This is a genomic window from Hymenobacter gelipurpurascens (assembly GCF_900187375.1).
Lineage (GTDB): Bacteria > Bacteroidota > Bacteroidia > Cytophagales > Hymenobacteraceae > Hymenobacter > Hymenobacter gelipurpurascens.
This window is the reverse complement of the sequence record NZ_FYEW01000001.1, coordinates 500,251-519,978: the sequence shown is the minus strand read 5'-3', so window position 1 is coordinate 519,978 and position 19,728 is coordinate 500,251. Positions and strand designations below refer to the sequence as shown.

Below are 19,728 nucleotides of genomic sequence, written 5' to 3'. Positions count from 1 at the left end.
CTAGGCCACTTTCGGAGTCTTTTAGCCAGAGGTGCTTATCAGTTTTAGCCCTGCTGCGTAAGTATTGGCATCCATATATAACACGGAGTGGCCTAGGCCTCTTTGTGATTCGCTTCACGCTTGTATGTCCGTGCCCGTTACTGCACCCTCTCCGCCTCCCGCCAGTACCTCCCCTTTCACCCCGCTGCGCATTCCGTTTTTCCGGATGCTCTGGATTGCCTCCTTCGTCTCAAACATAGGCACGTGGATGCAGAACGTGGGCGCCGTGGGGCTGATGACGCAGCTGACGCCTTCGCCCGCGCTGGTGGCCTTGCTACAGACAGCTTCGGCGCTGCCCGTGTTTCTGCTGAGTCTGCCCGCCGGTGCCCTCGCCGATTTGGTAGACCGGCGCAAAATGCTGCTGCTCACCCAAACCTGGATGGCGGGCACGGCCCTCGTACTGGCCACCGTAACGCTCCTAGGCCTCACTACGCCGTGGCTGCTGCTGCTGCTCACGTTTATGCTAGGCCTGGGCGGCGCGCTCAATAACCCCGTGTGGCAAACCGTAACGCCCGAGCTGGTACCCCGCGCCGAACTGCCCCAGGCCATTGCGCTCAATAGTGTCAGCTTTAACCTGGCCCGCGCTTTCGGGCCGGCGCTGGGTGGCCTCGTGATTGGCTACTTTTCGTCGGGAGCGGCTTTTCTGCTCAACGGTATATCGTTTGTGGCGACTATGTACATGGTCTGGAGCTGGAAGCGGGCGCCCCAGACTACTTCGCCTTTAGCTGGTGAGCGTATTATTGCCGCAATTCGGGGCGGCATCCGGTACGCGCGGTTTGCCCCTCCGGTGCAGCACATTCTGGTGCGCGGCGTGAGTTTCACGTTTGGGGCCAGCGCGCTGTTTGCCCTGATGCCGGCCGTCGTGACGCAGCGCCTGCAGGAGCCCACGTCGTTTTACTCCATGCTGCTTTCCTGCATGGGCATTGGGGCCGTGATAGGTGCCGTGATTCTTCCCCGACTCAACCGCCGACTCACCATTGATATGCGCGTAACGCTGGCCACCGTGGCGTTTGCCAGTGGCCTAGCCGGGCTGGCCTACGCCAATAACCACTGGCTCCTGTATGCGCTGCTCACGCTGGTAGGCCTGGCCTGGATGCTGGTATTGAACTCCTTTAGCGTGGGCGTACAAACGGTGGTGCCGCGCTGGGTGCAGGCACGCACCATCAGCCTGTACCTGCTTACCATACAAGGCGGCATGGCGTTGGGCAGCGTGGTATGGGGCACGGTAGCCGAACGGGTGGGCGTGGCACCGGCGCTGGCTGGCGCGACCGGGTGGCTGCTGCTCAGCACATTGCTCGTGTTTCGTTTCTCTCTGCGCACAGGCGAAAATCTCGATTTTACGCCTGCTAGGCCACGCAATGAGCCCGTGCTGGCCCTGGCGCCTGTGCCCTCAGAAGGTCCAGTTATCATCACAACCATCTACCGCGTGGCCCCTCAGGACAGGCCGGCCTTTATGGCAATAATGGATCAACTGGCCCGCATCCGTCGCCGCGAGGGTGCCATCCGGGTGGGCACGTATGTAGACTTGGCCGATCCTACGCGGCTCGTGGAGTACTTCATGGTAGAATCGTGGGAAGAGCATGCGCAGCAGCACGAACGCGGCGTAAGTCAGGATGAAGAACTGCTGAAAACCCAGGCCCGACAGCTACACCAGGGCCCGGAACCGCCCCTAGTTTCACACCTGCTAGCCCTGCATGATGCCCCCGTCCCGACGGAGCCCGTGATGGTACCCGGCAGCACCCGGCTCGTGGCCAGCACCGCCGGCGAGGCTACGGCGTAATAGTGGTAATTTCATGACGCTGTTTGATCGGTCTTAAACCTTTCTCCTCTCGCAGCGCTTTTCACCTGACTCTCTCCCCTCTTCTGCACTTATGAAATTGCTCTACGGCTACCTCCGCAACTATTGGGGCCTGCTAATTCTGGCGTTGCTACTGGCCGCCATCAACCAGATATTTTCCCTGCTCGACCCTTACCTGTTCCGGCGGCTGGTCGATCATTTTGTCCCGAAAGATGGCGGTGCCAGTGGGCTACATCTGGTGCCGTTCTGGCCTTTTTTCCGGGAGGCAGCCCCCTATATCGGCATGATGCTGGGCGTGGCCATGGTGTCGCGCATTGCCAAGAACTTCCAGGATTACTACGTCAACGTTATCACCCAGCGGCTCGGGGCTAAAATGTACTCCGATGGCCTACGCCATTCCCTGGACCTGCCTTATCAGGTATTTGAAGACCAACGCTCCGGCGAAACGCTGGGCAAGCTCCAGAAGGTGCGGACCGATGTAGAGAAGCTGATTCAGAGCTTTGTAAACGTGATATTTACGGCAGTGGTGGGCATCACGTTCGTGATGTGGTACGCCATTACGGTGTACTGGCCTATTGCGGTTGGCTACTTCCTTACCATTCCGCTGCTGGGCATTCTGAGCTTCTTTTTGAGCAAGCGCATCAAGGTTATTCAGAAAACCATTGTGGCCGAAACCACAGCCTTGGCCGGCTCCACTACCGAAAGCCTGCGCAATATTGAGCTGATCAAAAGCCTAGGCCTAGCCCAACAGGAAACCCAACGCCTGAACGGCATCACCGATAAAATCCTGAAGCTGGAGCTGCGCAAGGTGCGCTACCTCCGTTCCCTCTCGTTTGTGCAGGGCACGTTTGTGAACTTGCTTCGCAACGTCATTATTCTGCTGCTTTTGTACCTGCGAGTGCAGAATCACATCAGCTTGGGTGAGTTCTTCTCGTTCTTCATCTACTCGTTCTCCATTTTCGGGCCGCTGCAGGAGCTGGGCGCCATCATTGGCATTTACCGCGAAACAGAGATTTCGCTTGGCAACTTCCAGCAGATTCTCGACACGCCCAAAGACGTGAAACCGGCCCAGCCTAAGTCCGTCGCGCACATCGACAACTTAGCGTTTGAGCACGTCACCTTCAAGCATCTTACCGCCAATGGCGCGGCCCTGTCCAATATTTCCTTCACCACAAAGCTCGGCGAAACAATTGCCTTTGTAGGCCCATCGGGTTCTGGCAAGACCACGTTGGTAAAGCTGCTCGTAGGCCTCTATCCGCCCCTCGCGGGTCAGATCCTGTACAATGGCATACCCGGCGCCGATATTGATCTGGATGAGCTGCGCGAGCAAATAGGCTTCGTGACCCAGGATACGCAGCTTTTTGCCGGAACCATCCGGGAAAACCTTCGCTTCGTGGCGCCTCAGGCTACTGATGAGGAATGCTTGCTGGCCCTGCGCCAGGCCGCCGCCGATACGCTGCTGGCCCGCGCACCGCTAGGCCTCGACACCGTGATTGGTGAAGGGGGCGTGAAAGTTTCGGGTGGTGAGAAGCAGCGCCTCAGCATTGCCCGCGCCCTGCTCCGCAAGCCCACCTTGCTGGTGTTTGATGAGGCTACTTCGGCCCTCGATTCACTTACGGAGGAAGAAATTGGCAAAACGGTGCGGGAGCTATCAGGCTCGCGCCAGCACATGACCATTCTTATTGCGCACCGCCTCAGTACCATCCTGCACGCCGACCGCATTTATGTGTTGGAGCGAGGACACATTGCGGAGCAAGGCCGCCACGAGGAACTACTGACCAAAAAAGGACTTTACTACGCCATGTGGCGGCAGCAGATCGGCGAGCGGCCCCAAGCCGAAATAGCGCCCGCGAAAGCGCTAGCCAAGGCCTAATTCAATCAAAAGGCGTCCTGCGGGCGAATAAAGAATCGGGGCCAATATCAGTCGCCCATTCTTTATTCGTCCGCAGGACGCCTTTTTTTAATTGGTGTACTGTCCTAGCTATTGAAGTGATACAGGAACGTAACAACGCCCGTGTAAGCGGGCTTTTTGCCGTCCTGAATTTCTAAAGCCACCTCGATGCTGGCTTTGGCTATGCCGCGCAAATCTTTCACAGAAAGCAACTTGGCCCGCAACCGAACCGCATTGTTCACCAGAACAGCCTGATTGAAACGCAAGCGTTCAATTTCGTAGTTCACCTGCATTTTCAGGTTTTCAATCGTCACAATCTGCGACCACAGATACGGTAGCAACGACACCGTGAGGTAGCCGTGCGCAATAGTAGACTGAAAGGGAGTTTCTGTTTTGGCGCGCTCAGCATCCAGATGAATCCACTGGTGGTCCAGAGTGGCGTCGGCAAACTTGTTTATTTGCTCCTGGGTGATGGTGTAATACTCAGAGACGCCCAGTTCTTGTCCTTCATGTTGCTGAAGTTCGGCGAGGCTACGGATGACAATGTTACTCATGTAGTTAGGTAGCTGCTGTCCTTATTGGGCAGCGTAATCAGAGGTGAGTTAAGAGCGCAAGGAGTGGCCTACAGATGCTACTATACGGCCTACGGGCTTACGGAGGCCAAATTGGCACCACTGTAAGTAGCGCCTAGCAGCAGTACTGACGTGCATATGAACGAAGGCAGGGAATGAGGCAACAAGATAAAAAAAGCCCTGAACGTTGCCCGTTGAAATATCCTTCCCAAGTCCTAGGCCACTCTCTGTGTGGCCGAATACTTTCAGCGCGCTTTACTCGTTGGAAAGTGGAAGGAGCCTCACCTGATACTGAAAGCAGACAGACGTTGCCAGCACGGCTTATCTGTTGCGCTTGCTTGGCAGGGAACTGGCTTCTGGCAAATTGTGTTTTTTATATGCAACTCAAGCAGAGCCAATACCCTGGCCCTTCTTTTGCACTGCAAGCTGCAAGAGAACTTCTGACAGGTCACAAGGCAAATTCCGCCCATTAAAAGCAACCTTTTATGGGCCAGGATATCTCTAGTAACTATAGAGTTTTTCGGCAGGATAATTGTCATACCAAGACTAACACCCAACTGGATTTTTTCATGAAACGACTCCGTTTATACCGCTCCCTTGCGGGCTTGCTGATGGTTCTGTGGCCGACCGTTGGTACAATTTCCGCACAATCTTCCGGTTCTGGCCAGCGCGACGTGCTGCGCGAAATAACGGATGTGGTTGGTCTCAAACCTCGTTTTGAGCTGCAGGCTACTTCGCAGGTGCAGAATGCCGCTGCTGTGGTGTATGGCGGCAAGCGTTACCTTCTATATAATCCGCAGTTTGTGGGCGCCGTAAACCGCGCCGGCCGCACCGACTGGGCTGGCATCAGCATTCTGGCCCACGAAATGGGGCATCACCTTAACGGCCATACCCTAAAGCCCGGTGGCTCCAACCCCACCGATGAGCTGGAAGCCGATGAGTTTTCGGGCTTTGTACTGCGGAAGATGGGCGCAAGTATGGCCCAGGCGCAGGCTGCTATGGCCATCGTGTCTGATGATGAGGCCTCCCCTACGCATCCCGGTCGCAGCACTCGTCTGACTTCCATCGGGGAGGGCTGGCAGCGGGCTAATCAGCAGATTGTAGCCAGCACGCGTACTGCCGCTCCTTCGGCTACGCCGGCGGTTCTCGTAAACCGCGCTACGGCTCCGGTACGCACGGTGGCTACTTCGGCTGCGCCCGTGAGCATTCTGGGCAAAATCACTTTCCGCAATAGCCCCGATGTGCCATTCTACCTCACCAACCGCCTCAATGTAGTTCGGGTAGACCCATCCGAGCGCACGGCCCAAGTAGTTGGCCGCCTTACCCGCTCCGAAAGCCTCAGCTTCCCCTACGTCCTGATAGACTCGCAGCAAAACCGACTCTACATCAGTAAGAACGGGGGCATCTTCGATAATACTGGCCGGCAGGTAGCCATGCTCTCCGACCCTTCCTAGTCTGAAATTACGCTTGCTAAAAGGTCTGCTCCGCAAAGGAAGCAGGCCTTTTGTGTTTAAGTGGCCTAGCAGAGTGTGTGGTGTACCTTCGCGGCTCCTACCAAGCTCCTTATTATGGCTTCTTTTCCTTTTTTGCTGGTTGACGCTTTCACGGATGTGGCGCTGGGCGGCAACCCCTGTGCCGTGGTCTTGGATGCCGACGACCTGACCGATGAGCAGATGCAGCGGCTGGCCCGCGAGTTCAATCAGTCGGAAACAGCGTTTGTACGCCGCTCCACTACCGCAGAATTCGCGGTTCGCTACTTTACGCCCGCCGAAGAAATTCCGTTAGCTGGCCACCCCACTATTGCCACTATTACAGCCTTGCTACATGCCGGTCGGCTTGCAATGCCTGCTGAGCAGCCCCTTACTCTGCACCTGGAGTTGCTATACGGTCCTATCCGCATTGATGTGCTGCCGCCCGCCGCGCCGGGTGGCCTAGCGCAGGTGATTATGACGCAACGCCAGCCAGTGTTTGGGCAGGTGCATGATCCGGCGGTGGTTCTCCCGCTGTTTGGCCTCACGCCCGATGATGTGCTGCCGGGCTCTCTGGTCCAGACCGTTAGCACCGGAACGCCCCAGCTAATGGTTTTGCTGCGCGATGCCGCCACGCTCCGCCGCGCCTTCCTCCCCAACCCTGCCGCCCTGGATGCCTACCGCAGCTCCTCCGATTTCTTTAGCCCCCATTTGTTCTGCCTAGAAGGCGCCACCCCCGCCGGCCAGACATTTGCCCGCCACTTCTGCACTCCTCCCGATATAGCCGAAGATCCCGTAACCGGTTCCGCAACGGGCGGAATGGCGGCCTACCTGTGGCACTATGGGCACTTATCGGGGCCAAACTTTGTAGCTGAACAGGGCCACTGGCTGGGCCGCCCAGGCACGGTGCAGGTCAGCGTGCTGGGGCCGCCTACCGCCATGGAGGCCGTACAAATTGGCGGCACTGGGGTAGTGGTGGTGGAAGGGCGGCTTTCGTTGCCTTCCTAGGCCACTATCGGCCCGCCCCTATACCTCTTAGTTATTCCTACATGCCAGAATTACCCGAAGTAGAAACCTACCGCCGCTTCCTTGATGAGTTGGTGGTGGGCCAGACCATTGTGGCCTTTGAAGTGAAAGACACCCATGTGTTGGCAACTGAGGAAGATGTCTTGCGGAATGCTCTGCTAGGCCACTCCATCGTAGCTACCACTCGCTTGGGCAAGAACTGCTTTCTGGAGCTGGATACCGGCCAGATTCTCGTGTTGCACTTCGGGATGACGGGTGACGTGGGGGCCTACCGCGACGAACCCGACGCACCTCGCTTTACCCGCGTGGCCCTGCATCTCGACTCTGGGCTGCGCATTGCCTTTATTGACCCCAGAAAGTTTGGCCGCATTCGGCTGGCAGAAAGTGTGGCCGCCTATCAAAAGGCGAAGAAGCTAGGGCCCGATGCTTTAGAAATTACTACTGAGCAGCTTAAGCAGAAGCTAGGCCACCGCAAATCCCTTATTAAGCCGTTGTTGCTTGACCAGAGCATCACGGCGGGCTTGGGTAATTGGATAGTAGATGAGGTACTATTTCAAGCCTATATTCATCCGGAACGCTTAGCCAACAGTTTATCCGACCAAGAATTTCAGGCGCTGCAGACAGCTATCCAACTGGTTCTCAGTACGGCTATCCGACACGAAGCTATGTACCGACATTTTCCGGCCGGCTTTCTGATTCATGCACGCGAATGGGACGATTCCGCGGCACCCGGCTCCGATCAGCACTTGTATTGCCCACGCCACACCACCACTGCAATAGCAAAAAGTTACGTTGGCGGTCGAGCTACATATACATGCCCAGTTTGTCAGCCTGAAAATAGTATATAGTAATAATACAAAATCAGCATACTTAATGCCGTTCTTAAAAAGGAACGGCATTTTTATTTTTTTGAGATTTAATCAACACATTATCAAGAAAATGCTTCGTTTTTAGCATGAATTCTACATGAGGTGGTAAAATTCATACTTTTTTTACAACCCCCTGATCTACCATACTTTATAATCCCTTAGCTTTGTGACAACGGCAGACCTCGGTAGCCGTGGAAAAGTGAAGTTGGACGTAAACGAGTAGGCATTTGCCGCAGAAGTTCCACGACCTAAAACCTATTGTTGCACAAACACCAAAACCCCTTTCATGAAGAAACTGCCCATATTCCTGAGCATGGTGGCTGCCACCCTAGTGTTGGCCTCCTGTGAGAAAGAGATTGAGGAAATTAAGGACCCCGCCCAGGAAGTGGCAGCCGCTGCAACCGCCGCCAAATCGCAGCCAGAATTATTGACCGCCAGCCCCTGGCACCTAACCAGCCTAACGCTGGCTACCGCAACACCCGGTGCTACCGCTGCTCCAGCCGTAGACCTGTTGCCCCGCATGAAACCCGCCCAGCGCGACAACCAGCATGTCTTCAAAGCCGATGGTTCTTTCGTGCTGGATGAGGCTGCCGTGAAGCCTTTCCCCGAAGCCCCTCAGCAAATTGCCGGCTCCTGGAAGCTGAGCGCCGGTGGCGACTCGCTGACTATTGCACAGCCTAACGTAACTCGCCACTTCGCTGTGGAAGAACTGACCGCCACTACTCTGCGTGTGAAGCTGATCCAGCAGGCGGAAGGTGCTCCAGCTACTACTTTTACTTCGGTATTCTCGCACTAGTTTTTCACCTAGTTCGCACCAATACAAAGCGCCCGGCCACCATGTGGTCGGGCGCTTTGTATTGGTGCGAACTGGCCTAGAGTGCCTTAGTGAAACTCACTTTGATCTTCAACTGGAAGTCGCCAATAACTTTGAAGATTTCCTTTAGAGTAACCTGCTCTACTTGGGTTAGCTGCTTGGGGTCGAGGTAGTTGGTCGGCTCGGTATGGTCGTCACTGATCTGGCGGGCTTGCTTTTTCAGGCGCATGCCCATCAGGTAGTAGTAGGCCTGCAGCAGCTCTTCGTATTCTTTGGCCGTGAACACGCCCCGCTCGCGGAGCTGGGCCAGCCGCTCGCCAGTATTGGTAGGAAAAATCTGGTTTTTAAGCGCGTACACCCGCACCAGGTCCACAATGGGCGTCATGGTTTTTTTAAGGTCGAAGACTTGCTGAGTGCCTTGCGTGAAGGTGCGGAAGCTGCGGAAGAACGTGAGCGGCGGCTCGTATTGCAGGGCATTTTTGGCCATGAAGAACAGAAACCGGTCCAGCGGCCCTTGCAGTTCCTCGTGCAGATAGGTCTGCAGCTCTTGCATAATGCTGGCCTCGCCGTAGAGGTACCGGCAGTCGAAGAAAGTAGAGAACTTCATTACCGTCTCCACATTCGATTCGCTCATCCACTGATGGTAGTTTCGCTTCCAGTGCGAGAGAGAGTGCGTCCATTTGGGGTTTTTGGCCATGAAGCCGCCCGTGCAGAAGTGTAGGCCTATGTGGTTGAGCTGGTCGGAAACCAACTCGGCGAACTTCAGGAAGTACGCCCGTACCAGCTCCCGCTGCTCATTGGCCTTGTCTTCGTAGATGATGGCGTTATCCTGATCGGTGGCCAAGGTTTGCTCTTTGCGGCCTTCGCTTCCCAGCACCATAAACACGAATTTGGCCGGCGCCGGCCCCAACTCCGCCAGCACCGTTTCAATGACTTTCAGCGAAATCGTGTCAGCTACGGTGGTAATCACTTGGTTCACGATTTCGGGCTTCACGCCCCGGCTCAGCAGCTGGTTTACTATATCCGGCACCATACCCCAGCGGCGCTTCAGCTCGCGGGTACTTTGGGCCAGCTTCACGGCCTGAATGAACATAAACGGCGACTGCGCCAAGTCGCTCAGGAGCTTGTTGCGGCTCAGGAAACCCACGTATTCGCCGCCCCGCTCCACCAGCAGGTAGCGCGTTTTGGTCTGGAACATGAGCAGAATGGCCTCATACACATACGCCTCGCTGCGGATAGATACGATGGGCGTATCCGTGACCTCCGCTACTGGCCTAGCGGCATCCAGCTGTTGCGCTACCACGTTGTCGCGTAGCGTGATATCAGTGACATAGCCTATGATTTTGCCCGCTTCATCCGTCACAAACAGGCAGCTGACTTTACCGGCAGCCATGCGCCGGGCGGCTTCAAAAATGGGCGTGGTGCCAGGGCAGGAAACGATGTCGCGGGCTTCCAGCGTCTCAATGCGGCGCGAATACAGCTGATCGGCGGCAATGTAGTTCTGCTCCGGCGCCGGCGTGGGCTTCACGAAGTGCGCGTACTCCTCATTGAGCATGCGCTGCCCGTAGCGGGCAGTGAAGTAGTGAAAAAATGCCTCGTAGGCCAGGCAGAGTGCCCGAAAATCGCGGCGCGGCAATGCCAGCACTTTGGTGCCTTTGTGAGCCACTACAGTCCGGAGGGAGCGTTTTTTATTCAGTAGAATCGACATGCCGCCGTAGCAGGTGCCGGGCCCGTAGGCCTCTGGCAGGCGCTTGTTCTGGTCGGTATCGTAGAAAAACGTCTCGTACTCGCCTTCCACAATGATGTCCAGCCCACGCAGCTTCGAGACATCCTGCTGATACAGAAGCGTGTCTTTGGTGTAGTGCACTTCCTGAAGCAGATCGACCACGCCTTCCAGCACCTCGGCGGGCAGCAGGCTAAAGGGCTCCACAGTCTGGAGAAAAGCAAGGCGGTTATGCATAGATGAGGTAAAGTAACAAGGAAACAGCAGCGACCAGCAGGAACCACCCTACCGGCCACCGGCGGCCGGGCTTGGGTACAGTCAGGGGCGACTGCTGCTCAATTAGTTTTTCGGTGAGGTTGCCTCTGCGCTGCAGCTCGAAGAAGCATTGCGCCGTGGCCTGCGCATCGGCCCAGGCATCGTGCTGGCGTTCCATAGGACGCTGAAACAGCTTCTCGAACAGCTCCCCCAGCCGCAGGTGACGCCTACCCAGTGGGGCGGGCACGCCGTGGGTGAGCTGCATGGTGCAGAAGGTAGGTAACTCTTCCAACGGATTGGAGAGGCCTACCCGGTGAAACCCTGAGCCCACTACATGAAAATCGAGCTGCAAATAGTGGCCTACCACTAATGGGTTGTAGGCCAGTAGGTCGGTGTGCAGACGCTCCAATACGGCGTGTGGCTCCTCCCCCTGCTCCTGTAAAAAGCTGGAGGTGAGGCCATGAATGGCCAAGGCAGAGTCCTGCATAGTACCGGGTGGCACTCGCAAATAGTGGCTTTCCGATTTGATCAGTTCACCGGCAGGCGTGTAAATTCCCCAGGCCAACTGGGCAATATGTGGCCAGTAGCGTTCCTCAGCGTAGGGCGCATCCCAGCGAAGTGGCAGCCCCGTTGTTTCGGTATCTACAAACAGCAGAAATTCTCTCACCAGATAAGGTTCTTTGATAGGGGCATCATAGGCCCATGGCCGCGGGTTAAACGAAGGTAAGTGTGGGTGCTGAACCTATTTCATGCACAACGCTGCAACTGACGCACGCCTTTTGCTCAGGCATACTTACACTTGATCAAGCGTCTTGCGCCACCACTTGGTTGCTTAGGATGTTGGGTTACCCGACAAAATAGCGCAATTTTGCACAATCGATTGTGCAAAAATACCTACTTTATTTCCGTTCTTGTCCGCATCAGCACCGCTAGAGTGGCCTAGGGACGCTGGTTCTCCTTTTTGGCTTCCGTAGGTGGCCTTAACTTTCGTAGCTTTCCGCCGAAAAGTTGGTTTCAGCAGGTGTAGCTGTACAACTGAGTGGCCTAGTACCCCGCTGCTGCCCTATTATCTTCCAGTTTACGCTCCTACATATTTCATTCATAATGAACGCACTAGTAGACATCCGCCAGTTCAACCAAAGCATTTGGCTCGACTTCATTCGCCGCAAGATTCTGGTAAACGGCGAGCTGCAAAAGCTTATTTCGGAAGACTCCCTGCGTGGCGTCACCTCAAACCCAGCCATCTTTGAGAAGGCCATTGGGGGCTCCGACGACTACGACTCCGCCATCCGCGCACTAGCCCTGCAGAACAAATCCGTAGACGAAATCTATACGGAGCTGGCCATTGCCGACGTGCAGCTGGCCTGCGACCTATTCCGCCCGCTCTACGACAGCAACGACAACTCCGGCGACGGCTACGTGAGCCTGGAAGTATCGCCGGAGCTGGTGAACGACACGGAAGGCACCATTGAGGAAGGCATGCGCTTCTGGAAAGCCGTAGACCGCCCCAACGTGATGATAAAGGTGCCCGCCACACTGGAAGGTCTCCCCGCCATCCGTCGCCTCATCTCGGAGGGCATCAACGTCAACGTGACCCTGATTTTCGGGCTGGAGCGCTACCGCGCCGTAGCCGAGGCTTACCTGAGTGGCCTAGAAGACCGCGCCGCTGCTGGTTTGCCCATTGATAACATTGCTTCCGTAGCCAGCTTCTTCCTCTCGCGCATTGATGTGCTGATCGACCCCATGCTGGAAAAGCTGGCGGCCGAGGGCGGCGAGAAAGGCGAGTTGGCCCAAAGCCTCGTGGGCGAAGTGGCCGTATCGAGCGCCAAACAGGCCTACCAGATCTACAAGGAGATATTCGCCGGCGAGCGGTGGGAGAAGCTGCAGCAGAAAGACGCCAGCACCCAGCGCCTGCTGTGGGCCAGCACCGGCAACAAAAACCCCAAGTACGACGACTTGAAGTACGTGGAGTCGCTGATTGGGCCGCACACCGTAAACACGATTCCGGTGGAAACGATGGACATTTTCCGGGAGAAAGGGAAGCCCGCCGTCCGTCTGGAAGAAGGCACCGACAAAGCCGCCGACGTACTGCGGCGCCTGCCAGAGCTGGGCATCAATCTGGAAGAGCTGACCAACCAGCTGGAGCAGGAAGGCGGCCAGAAATTTAAGGAGCCCTTCGGTAAGCTGATGGCTGCTCTGGAGAAGAAGCGCCAGGAGGCTCTTACTGAAACCGTAGCCCCCGCTACCTACCAGCTAGGCCAGTATCAGGCTGCGGTAGACGCTAAAATTCAGGAGTTCAAGGCGAAGAATTTCACCGAAGGCTTTTGGCAGAAAGAGGCCGGGTTGTGGACTCAGGATGCTGAGGCGCAGCAAAGCATCCGCAGCTTCATGGGCTGGCTCCGTGTGGCCGAAACCATGGTAAGCGCCGTGCCTGAAATCGAGCAGTTTGTGCAGGAAGTGCGCGCCGCCGGTTTCAAGCACGTAGTAGTGATGGGCATGGGCGGCAGCTCCATGGCCCCCATCGTGTTCCAGAAGTCATTTAAGCGCAGCGCTGAGGGCCTGCCCATCTCGATTCTGGACACCACCGACCCCGGTACCGTACGTCAGATTGAAGAAAGCGTGCCGCTGGCGGAAACCCTATTTATCGTGGCCAGTAAATCGGGCACCACGGCCGAGCCCCTGGCTTTCGGCGACTATTTCTACGACCGTCTCAAGCAAATCAAAGGCGACAAAGCCGGCGAGAATTTTGTGGCCATTACTGACCCCGGCTCCAAGTTCATTGAGGCCGCCACGAAAGAAGGCTACCGCAAAATCTTCCTGAATTTCACGGAAGTAGGCGGCCGTTTCTCGGCCCTCACCTACTTCGGGCTGGTGCCGGCGGCCCTCTACGGCATTCCGGTAGGCGAAATACTGCAGCGTGCCATCCTGATGATGCGTGCCTGCGGTGGCTATGGCCCGGTTGAGCAAAACCCCGGCGTGGAGCTGGGCGTGGCCTTGGGCGTACTCGCCGAGCAGGGCCGCGACAAGCTGACCCTCGTGGTACCACAGTCGTTGCACGACCTGGGCCTGTGGCTGGAGCAGCTGATTGCGGAAAGCACCGGCAAGCTGGGCAAAGGCATATTGCCCGTAGCCGGCGAGCCGCTGACCGATGCAAGCCTCTACGGCCAGGACCGCGTATTCGTGTACGTGGGCTATGAAAACGAAGCCGATGAGGCTAACCAGCAGAAGCTGCAGGCGCTGCAGCAGGCGGGCCATCCGGTTATCAGCATCCGGATGCACGATGCGCTGGACCTGGGCGCGGAGTTCTACCGTTGGGAAGTGGCCACGGCCGCTGCCAGCGCCGTATTCGGCATCAACCCCTTCGATCAGCCCAACGTGCAGGCCGCCAAAACGGCTACCGATAAGCTGATGAAGGAAGTAGCCGAAAAAGGCCAGCTGCCCGAAGAAGAGAAGGCATTTTCTGCTGATGGACTGGCCTACTATGGCGTACCGGCCGCTGGCTCAGCAACCGAGCTGCTAGGCCAGTTCTTCCAGGCGAATCCCGGCGACTACGTTTCCATCCAAGCCTACCTGACGGAGTCGCCCGCGCTGAATGAGTCGATTGATAAGCTGCGTGCCTTGCTGCAGAAGCGTCTGCACGTGGCTACCACGTTCGGCTACGGCCCGCGCTTCCTGCACTCCACGGGTCAGTACCACAAGGGCGGCCCCAACACTGGCCTGTTCCTGCAGCTGACGGCAGAAAACCCCAACGACCTGCCCCTCCCCGGCCGCTCCTACACCTTCGGCACCCTGAAGAATGCCCAGGCCCAAGGCGATCTGCAGGCCCTCCGCGACTACGACCGTCGTACGCTACGCGTAGACCTCGGCAACAATGCCGAGCAAGGTCTGCAGAAGCTGATTCAGGAGCTGTCTGCATAGGCCTAGGCCACTGCTAACCAGCTTTAAAAAAAGGGCGGCCACGCATGTGGCCGCCCTTTTTTTGGTTGTACAGTTTCTCACACGCTAGGCATGGCGCAGTTAAGGTACTCATCTGGTCGACTGGCCTAGCTTGGCTCCCAGGCCAAGACTTATTGCTAGGCCACTCCGATTTGCTGACTGTACCAGAGTGTGTGCTTATTTCAGCAGACGCACATCGAACACTCCTCCGGCCGTTGAGCCAGGGGCCGCCTCGAATTTCACGACCAGCGTGGTAGGCGCATTGGCTTGTTGCAGGGCTTTGGGCAGGGCATAGTCCACATCGTAGAAGTCACCCTGCGGATTGCCTTGCAAGGCTACTTTCGTGAGCGGCATGCCGTTTACCAGAATAGTGAACTGCCGGTCTTTGTCGCCGCCGGAGTAAGTCACGCGGAGCGCGCGGGCGGAGCGGTTGGGGTTGCGTAGGTTGTAGCTGAACCAGCCTTTGGCGTGGCGCCAGTGGCGGTTGCGGTGGCTACCCGACTCGGTTTGCTCGCCCTGAAATCCATGATCTGATTCTGGCTGTTGCTCGCCGGGCGTCACTTGGTCAACGGTGCGGGCTTCCAGAGCCCGTTTCTCTTCGTCTCGGCGCCGGATTTCCTCCTTGCGCGCGGCCAGGCCTTCGGGTGTTGTCACGGGCCAGTATACCATGTAGCGGGCATCATGAATTTGCGAAAAAGGCACGAGGCGCATGTTGCGGTACTTGTCAGAATCAATCAGCTTCGCCGCTGAAAACGTGAGCGGCTGCCCAGGCACGGGCGTGATGCCGGCCGCTACGTTTTTATCCGTCGAAACGAGCACTGGCGCTTCCTCCACCGGATAGAGCGGCCCGCTGGCTACGTGGGCCATGCGTTGACCGTTGGCGTGCAGGCCTACCAGATCCGTCGTATCCGTTACGGCGGCCAGCACCACCGGCCCGTGCACGAACGACACCCAGGGCGAATGATCGGGCAGGTACTCGGCCTTGGTTTCCATTGGCAGCGCCACAGTCACTACGTCGCCGGAGCGCCACTTGCGCTGCACGGTTACGTAGCCGGGTGAGACTGCACTAGTGGCTACGGGCTTACCGTTCACCAGCACCTGCAGCTTGCCTGTAGGCAGCCAGTTGGGTTGCCGGATGCTGAGCGCAAACTGGCGAGCTTTCTTCAATTGGAGCTTCAGCTGGGAGCGTTCTTCGCGGGGGAAGGTAGTTTCCTGCGTCAGGGTCAGGCCTTGCGCGGGCCAGGTGAGGCGTGAGGGCAGAAACAGATTCACCAGCAGTTCCTGCTGCCCGCGGTGGGCGTAGGCCAGTTCGCCGTACTTGCCGTGGTTTTCTAGCCCAGAACCCACGCAGCACCACATCCCCTCCTGCGGCTGCGAATACACGCGGTAGTGGCGGGGTCGCATGGGCGTGAAATACACAAAACCGCCCTGCCCCGGGTGCTGCGTGGAGAGAATATGATTGTAGGTGGCGCGCTCGTAAAAATCGAGGTAACGCGTGGAGCCGCTGGTGAGATACAACTGCTTGCTGAGCTTGAGCATGTTGTAGGTGTTGCACGTTTCCGGCCCCTCGGTGCTTTCCAGCATGGAGGCGAAGCTGGTCGTTGGGTTGAAGTGCTCACTCACGCTGTTGCCCCCAATAGATACCGTCCGGTTTTCCACCACGGTTTTCCAGAAGAACGTGGCCGCATTAGCCCAGGCGGGGTCACCGCCAACTTCAGCAATTCGCTCGAAGCCAATAACTTTAGGTATTTGTGTGTTGGCGTGCATGCCGTTGAGCATGTCTTTCCCAGCCAACAAGGGTTCCAGTACCGCGCGGTGGGAAAAGCGCTGGGCCAGGCGCAGGTATTTCGTATCGCCCGTGAGCTGAGCCACATCAGCAAACACCTCGTTCAGGCCCCCGTGCTCACTACGCAGCATCTGCTGAATCTGCTCGTCGGAGAGGTTAGCCGTCAGGTCGAGGCACCAGTCGGTGAGCTTGATGAGCATGCCTTTGGCCTTTTCGTTGCCGCCTATCATGTAGGCATCGCGCAGGCCGGCGTAGGTTTTGTGAAGGTTGTAGAGAGGCACCCACTTCTTATTGAGCCCGAAGCTGTTGGCATCAATGCGCCCTTCCTTGATCTGCTGCCACATGGCCCGGCCGCCAGGCACGCCACCCAAGTAGCCGTTGCCGTTCTGCTGCTGACACTGCTCCAGTTGGTTGATCATATAGGTGAGGCGCTGCTGCACCTGCGCATCGGCGGTGGCGGCGTACATGTAGGCCAGGGCAGAGAGGTAGTGCCCGCCCATGTGCCCGTCTAGGCCAGTATTTTCCCAGTTGCCGTAGCGCTCCGCCTTCGGGGGCAAACCCGCTTCGGCCAGATAAGGCGCCAGCAACCGGTCGGGGTTCAGTGCCAGTATATAGGCTTTATCGGTTTGCTGGGCCACTTGGAAAGGGCTAGCCAGCAGCTGCACCGCCGACACCGGGAAGGTTTCCAGGGGCTTCGACTGGCCTAGCACTATTCCCGGCACCAGCCAGGCACTCAACAGCAATGCTTTACCTCGCATAACAATCAACTTATTTCGTTCTGGCTGATAGGCCAGCTCTGTTCAATTTTAAGTAATAAAGGCAGCTACAACCAATTCCTTATAGGACTTAGGCTGCAGCTGCCTTTTGCAGATGCGTATGTACTACCGGCGGCCTACGCTGCCTTTCCCCGCAGCTGGCTTCGCGGAAGAGCTTTCGGGCGGACCAAGGTAGCTAGCAGGCACCGTGCCGCGGCTCACGACCAGTTTTTCCAGCACCACGCCGGGGTCTACGCGCCAGAACTTCAGCGTGTGCGTGCCCGCGGCGGCTACCGTGTGCTGCGAGGTTTTGATAAGGATGCTTTCGGCCACCGCCCTTTCCCAGGGTCTGTTGCCATTATCGGCCACTAGGCCAGTGTGCAGGTTCACTATTTGCGGGGCTTCATCGTCAATAGAAACGGCGTAGCGCAAGCCCTGCCCGCCCGCGAAATTGAGCGTGGGCGCCAAGTAGGCCTGCACCGTAACGGGACCGGCCTGCTGCAGCGTGATGGTGTACTGCAGGTGAGGAGACTGGCCACCGGGTGTAGCCTCTGCCGCGGCTGTCACCGGGAAGGTGGTCACGGCGCCTAGGGTACGGCCCAGGTCGGGCAGGTTCTGCCAGGTGATGGCGCTGCCAGTTACGGCTTTGGTGTAATGCTCGGCCTCTATGCTTACGTAGCCATTGCTTTCCAGGAAACCCGCACCAGCGGTAGGTACGGCTACTGGCCTAGCGGGTATGATGGGCGCAACGGCAGGTGCTGTGGCGTTTGGCAGCGTTTTTACCTCGGGCATCTTTTGCTCGTTGGGCTGCTGCCAGTAGGTGTAGCCAATGTGGGTCTGGTCCATCATGTGGTTCCACTTGCCGCCCGCCACGGCATGGTAGCGTTTCGTGATTTCCGCATCCTTGGCATACAGCGCCTTGGCTTTCTCGGCCAGCCCGTTGGTGTCGGCCTGACCTTTTTGGGCCGCGTCGTGGTTAAGAGCCACGGTGAAGTAGAGCTCATTCAGATTGGCGCAGGCCTGCACCGGGTGCAGCACCAGTTGGTAGTAAGCGTCGCGGGAGGCGGCCGGAATAGCCTGGTTGATGGCCTCGGCGCGGTTCAGCAGCTGGTTGTAATCATTCACTACGGTAGCCCACTCGCCGGTAGCCAGGCTGTAGGTTTTCTGGTCCAGCAGCTCAGGCTTACGGCGGGCGTTGTACTTGGCATAATTGGCCAGGATGTCGGCAATGCCGGCAGCATGCTTCTCGCCGAACTGCTGCGCCGCCCAACGCTGGGTATAGGCCGCTACGTCGGTAGCTTTAATGCGGTCGGGGTTCCAGGCGTAATCGAGGAAGAAGCTGATGGGAAGCTCCATGGGCTTCAGATCGCCCACGTTCACAATCCAGATCTGATTAGCACCGTACTCGTGGGCCAGGTGCATTTGCTCCCAGATGCGAGGCAGCGGATTGGTGTTGAGCCACTTGTAGTTGCGGGGGCCACCCACGTAGTCGAAGTGGTAGTAGATACCGTAGCCGCCACTGCGGGGCTTCTCGCCGGGCTTGGGCAGCTTGCGGAGGTTGCCCCAGTTGTCGTCGCAGAGGAGCAGCGTTACATCGTCGGGTACGCGCATGCCGCGGTCGTAGTAGTCCTGCACTTCCTTGTAAAGGGCCCAGAGCTGCGGTGTTTGGTCAGCGGGTTTGCCGGTGGCTTCGGCCAAAATCTTGCGCTGATCAGCCACAATGCGCTCCAGCAGAGAAATGTTGCTTTCCTCGCTCATGGGCTCGTCGCCGTCGCCGCGCATCCCAATGGTGACGATGCTTTCCTTGGTGCCCATGTTCACGATACCCTGACGCCAGAAGTCTTCCAGCGTTTTCTGGTTGGTTTGGTAGTTCCAGGGGCCCGAGCCGAAGCGTTTCCACTCCTGCTGGGAGCGCACCATGGGCTCGTGGTGAGAAGTGCCCATGACTACGCCGTACTCGTCGGCCAGTATGGGGCTTTGCTTGTCGTCGTCGTTGAAGGCATTGCCCCACATGGCGGGCCACAAGTAGTTGCCCTTCAGGCGCAAAATCAGCTCAAATACATGCACGTACATTTTGGAGTTGATACCCCCAAACTTCCCCTTGGCCCAGCCGCTCAGGGCTGGTGCTTCGTCGTTGAGGAAAATGCCGCGGTATTTCACCTTCGGCTCACCCTGCGTGTGGCGGCCCGCGGCTACGTATAAAGACTTTTGCTCCTTCACCGGCACATCGGCCCACCAGTACCACGGCGACACCCCTATCTGCCGCGACACCTCATAAATGCCGTAGATGGTGCCGCGCTTGTCGCTGCCCGCAATTACCAACGCCCGGTCGATGCCCGGCATGGGTTTCTCCACCACCTGCACCAGGGAAACTTCCCACTTACCGGCAATACCCGACACATCGAGCTTTTTACTCTGTACAAGCTGGTCGATGAGCGGGCTTTTGCCAAGCGTTCCAATCAGGACTACTTCCTTGCCCTTTGGCGCTTGGTCAGTGGTTAACGTCGGTTGGAGTTTGGTAACGCGGTTGATATCAGCCTGCAAATCTTTGGCGGCGCGCTGTACGCCGGCCCAATCCTGAGCACTGACAAACAGCGGCGCAGTTTTGCCGGATGCTGCCAGCGCGAAGCTGCCTTTACCTTTCTTCGCAGAAACGTACTGCTCGCCTAGGCCAGTCGGGGTGTCGGCCCAGCTTTGAGTGTAGGCCAGTAGCAGCAAGGCACACAGCAGCCAGCGAGCAAGCAGGGCTGAGCGTGTTGGATGGGAATGTGGAATGGGCATAAGCACGGAAAAGC

Annotated in this window: 12 protein-coding genes; 7 read left to right on the top strand and 5 right to left on the bottom strand. The window is 57.5% G+C overall.

All coding sequences use genetic code 11. The features are described from left to right. Positions 1-124 precede the first annotated feature (124 nt). Both CFT68_RS02130 and CFT68_RS02125 read left to right on the top strand, forming a co-directional pair. Positions 125-1,819 (top strand): MFS transporter, encoded by a 1,695-nt coding sequence (locus CFT68_RS02130; RefSeq protein WP_088841777.1) that lies wholly within the window; start codon positions 125-127, stop codon positions 1,817-1,819. A gap of 91 nt (positions 1,820-1,910) precedes the next feature. Beyond that, positions 1,911-3,710, top strand: a complete 1,800-nt coding sequence (locus CFT68_RS02125; RefSeq protein WP_088841776.1) for an ABC transporter ATP-binding protein — start codon at positions 1,911-1,913, stop codon at positions 3,708-3,710. A gap of 104 nt (positions 3,711-3,814) precedes the next feature. On the opposite strand, the gene CFT68_RS02120 is transcribed toward CFT68_RS02125, so the two are convergent. Further along, positions 3,815-4,282 carry a MaoC family dehydratase gene (locus CFT68_RS02120; protein WP_088841775.1) on the bottom strand — a complete coding sequence of 156 codons (468 nt, stop codon included), beginning with the start codon at positions 4,280-4,282 and terminating at the stop codon, positions 3,815-3,817. Between the two features lie 587 nt (positions 4,283-4,869). Between CFT68_RS02120 and CFT68_RS02115 the strand changes: the two genes are divergently transcribed. From CFT68_RS02115 to CFT68_RS02100, 4 genes are all read left to right on the top strand, one after another. Next, positions 4,870-5,754 (top strand): M48 family metalloprotease, encoded by an 885-nt coding sequence (locus CFT68_RS02115; RefSeq protein WP_141106400.1) that lies wholly within the window; start codon positions 4,870-4,872, stop codon positions 5,752-5,754. 114 nt (positions 5,755-5,868) lie between these two features. After that, a complete protein-coding gene (locus CFT68_RS02110; RefSeq protein ID WP_088841773.1) occupies positions 5,869-6,777 on the top strand; it encodes a PhzF family phenazine biosynthesis protein in 909 nt (302 codons plus the stop codon). A 41-nt stretch (positions 6,778-6,818) separates the two neighbouring features. Further along, on the top strand, positions 6,819-7,643 hold the full coding sequence (gene mutM / locus CFT68_RS02105; RefSeq protein WP_088841772.1) for a DNA-formamidopyrimidine glycosylase: 825 nt from the start codon (positions 6,819-6,821) through the stop codon (positions 7,641-7,643). Positions 7,644-7,950: 307 nt separating this feature from the next. Beyond that, positions 7,951-8,460: a DUF5004 domain-containing protein gene (locus CFT68_RS02100; protein ID WP_088841771.1), complete on the top strand. Its 510-nt coding sequence runs from the start codon at positions 7,951-7,953 to the stop codon at positions 8,458-8,460. Between the two features lie 76 nt (positions 8,461-8,536). Here the strand turns inward: CFT68_RS02100 and CFT68_RS02095 are convergent, their stop codons facing one another. Continuing rightward, positions 8,537-10,438, bottom strand: a complete 1,902-nt coding sequence (locus CFT68_RS02095) for a DUF294 nucleotidyltransferase-like domain-containing protein (RefSeq protein WP_088841770.1) — start codon at positions 10,436-10,438, stop codon at positions 8,537-8,539. After that, the gene (locus CFT68_RS02090; RefSeq protein ID WP_170934673.1) at positions 10,431-11,123 is read right to left on the bottom strand and encodes a 3'-5' exonuclease; all 693 of its coding nucleotides are present in this window, start codon (positions 11,121-11,123) and stop codon (positions 10,431-10,433) included. The genes CFT68_RS02095 and CFT68_RS02090 overlap by 8 nt, the downstream gene beginning before the upstream one ends. Before the next feature lie 437 nt (positions 11,124-11,560). Between CFT68_RS02090 and CFT68_RS02085 the strand changes: the two genes are divergently transcribed. After that, the gene (locus CFT68_RS02085; protein WP_088841768.1) at positions 11,561-14,374 is read left to right on the top strand and encodes a bifunctional transaldolase/phosoglucose isomerase; all 2,814 of its coding nucleotides are present in this window, start codon (positions 11,561-11,563) and stop codon (positions 14,372-14,374) included. Between the two features lie 195 nt (positions 14,375-14,569). On the opposite strand, the gene CFT68_RS02080 is transcribed toward CFT68_RS02085, so the two are convergent. Together CFT68_RS02080 and CFT68_RS02075 are read right to left on the bottom strand one after the other, a co-directional pair. Continuing rightward, on the bottom strand, positions 14,570-16,936 hold the full coding sequence (locus tag CFT68_RS02080) for a glycoside hydrolase family 127 protein (RefSeq protein WP_088841767.1): 2,367 nt from the start codon (positions 16,934-16,936) through the stop codon (positions 14,570-14,572). A gap of 123 nt (positions 16,937-17,059) precedes the next feature. Then, positions 17,060-19,714, bottom strand: a complete 2,655-nt coding sequence (locus CFT68_RS02075; protein ID WP_088841766.1) for a glycosyl hydrolase 115 family protein — start codon at positions 19,712-19,714, stop codon at positions 17,060-17,062. Positions 19,715-19,728 lie beyond the last annotated feature (14 nt).

Bases quoted from the DNA above. Each gene is read 5' to 3' on its own strand.
- CFT68_RS02130 (WP_088841777.1), top strand. From the start codon at position 125: ATGTCCGTGCCCGTTACTGCACCCTCTCCGCCTCCCGCCAGTACCTCC.
- CFT68_RS02125 (WP_088841776.1), top strand. From the start codon at position 1,911: ATGAAATTGCTCTACGGCTACCTCCGCAACTATTGGGGCCTGCTAATT.
- CFT68_RS02120 (WP_088841775.1), bottom strand. From the start codon at position 4,282: ATGAGTAACATTGTCATCCGTAGCCTCGCCGAACTTCAGCAACATGAA.
- CFT68_RS02115 (WP_141106400.1), top strand. From the start codon at position 4,870: ATGAAACGACTCCGTTTATACCGCTCCCTTGCGGGCTTGCTGATGGTT.
- CFT68_RS02110 (WP_088841773.1), top strand. From the start codon at position 5,869: ATGGCTTCTTTTCCTTTTTTGCTGGTTGACGCTTTCACGGATGTGGCG.
- mutM (WP_088841772.1), top strand. From the start codon at position 6,819: ATGCCAGAATTACCCGAAGTAGAAACCTACCGCCGCTTCCTTGATGAG.
- CFT68_RS02100 (WP_088841771.1), top strand. From the start codon at position 7,951: ATGAAGAAACTGCCCATATTCCTGAGCATGGTGGCTGCCACCCTAGTG.
- CFT68_RS02095 (WP_088841770.1), bottom strand. From the start codon at position 10,438: ATGCATAACCGCCTTGCTTTTCTCCAGACTGTGGAGCCCTTTAGCCTG.
- CFT68_RS02085 (WP_088841768.1), top strand. From the start codon at position 11,561: ATGAACGCACTAGTAGACATCCGCCAGTTCAACCAAAGCATTTGGCTC.
- CFT68_RS02080 (WP_088841767.1), bottom strand. From the start codon at position 16,936: ATGCGAGGTAAAGCATTGCTGTTGAGTGCCTGGCTGGTGCCGGGAATA.
- CFT68_RS02075 (WP_088841766.1), bottom strand. From the start codon at position 19,714: ATGCCCATTCCACATTCCCATCCAACACGCTCAGCCCTGCTTGCTCGC.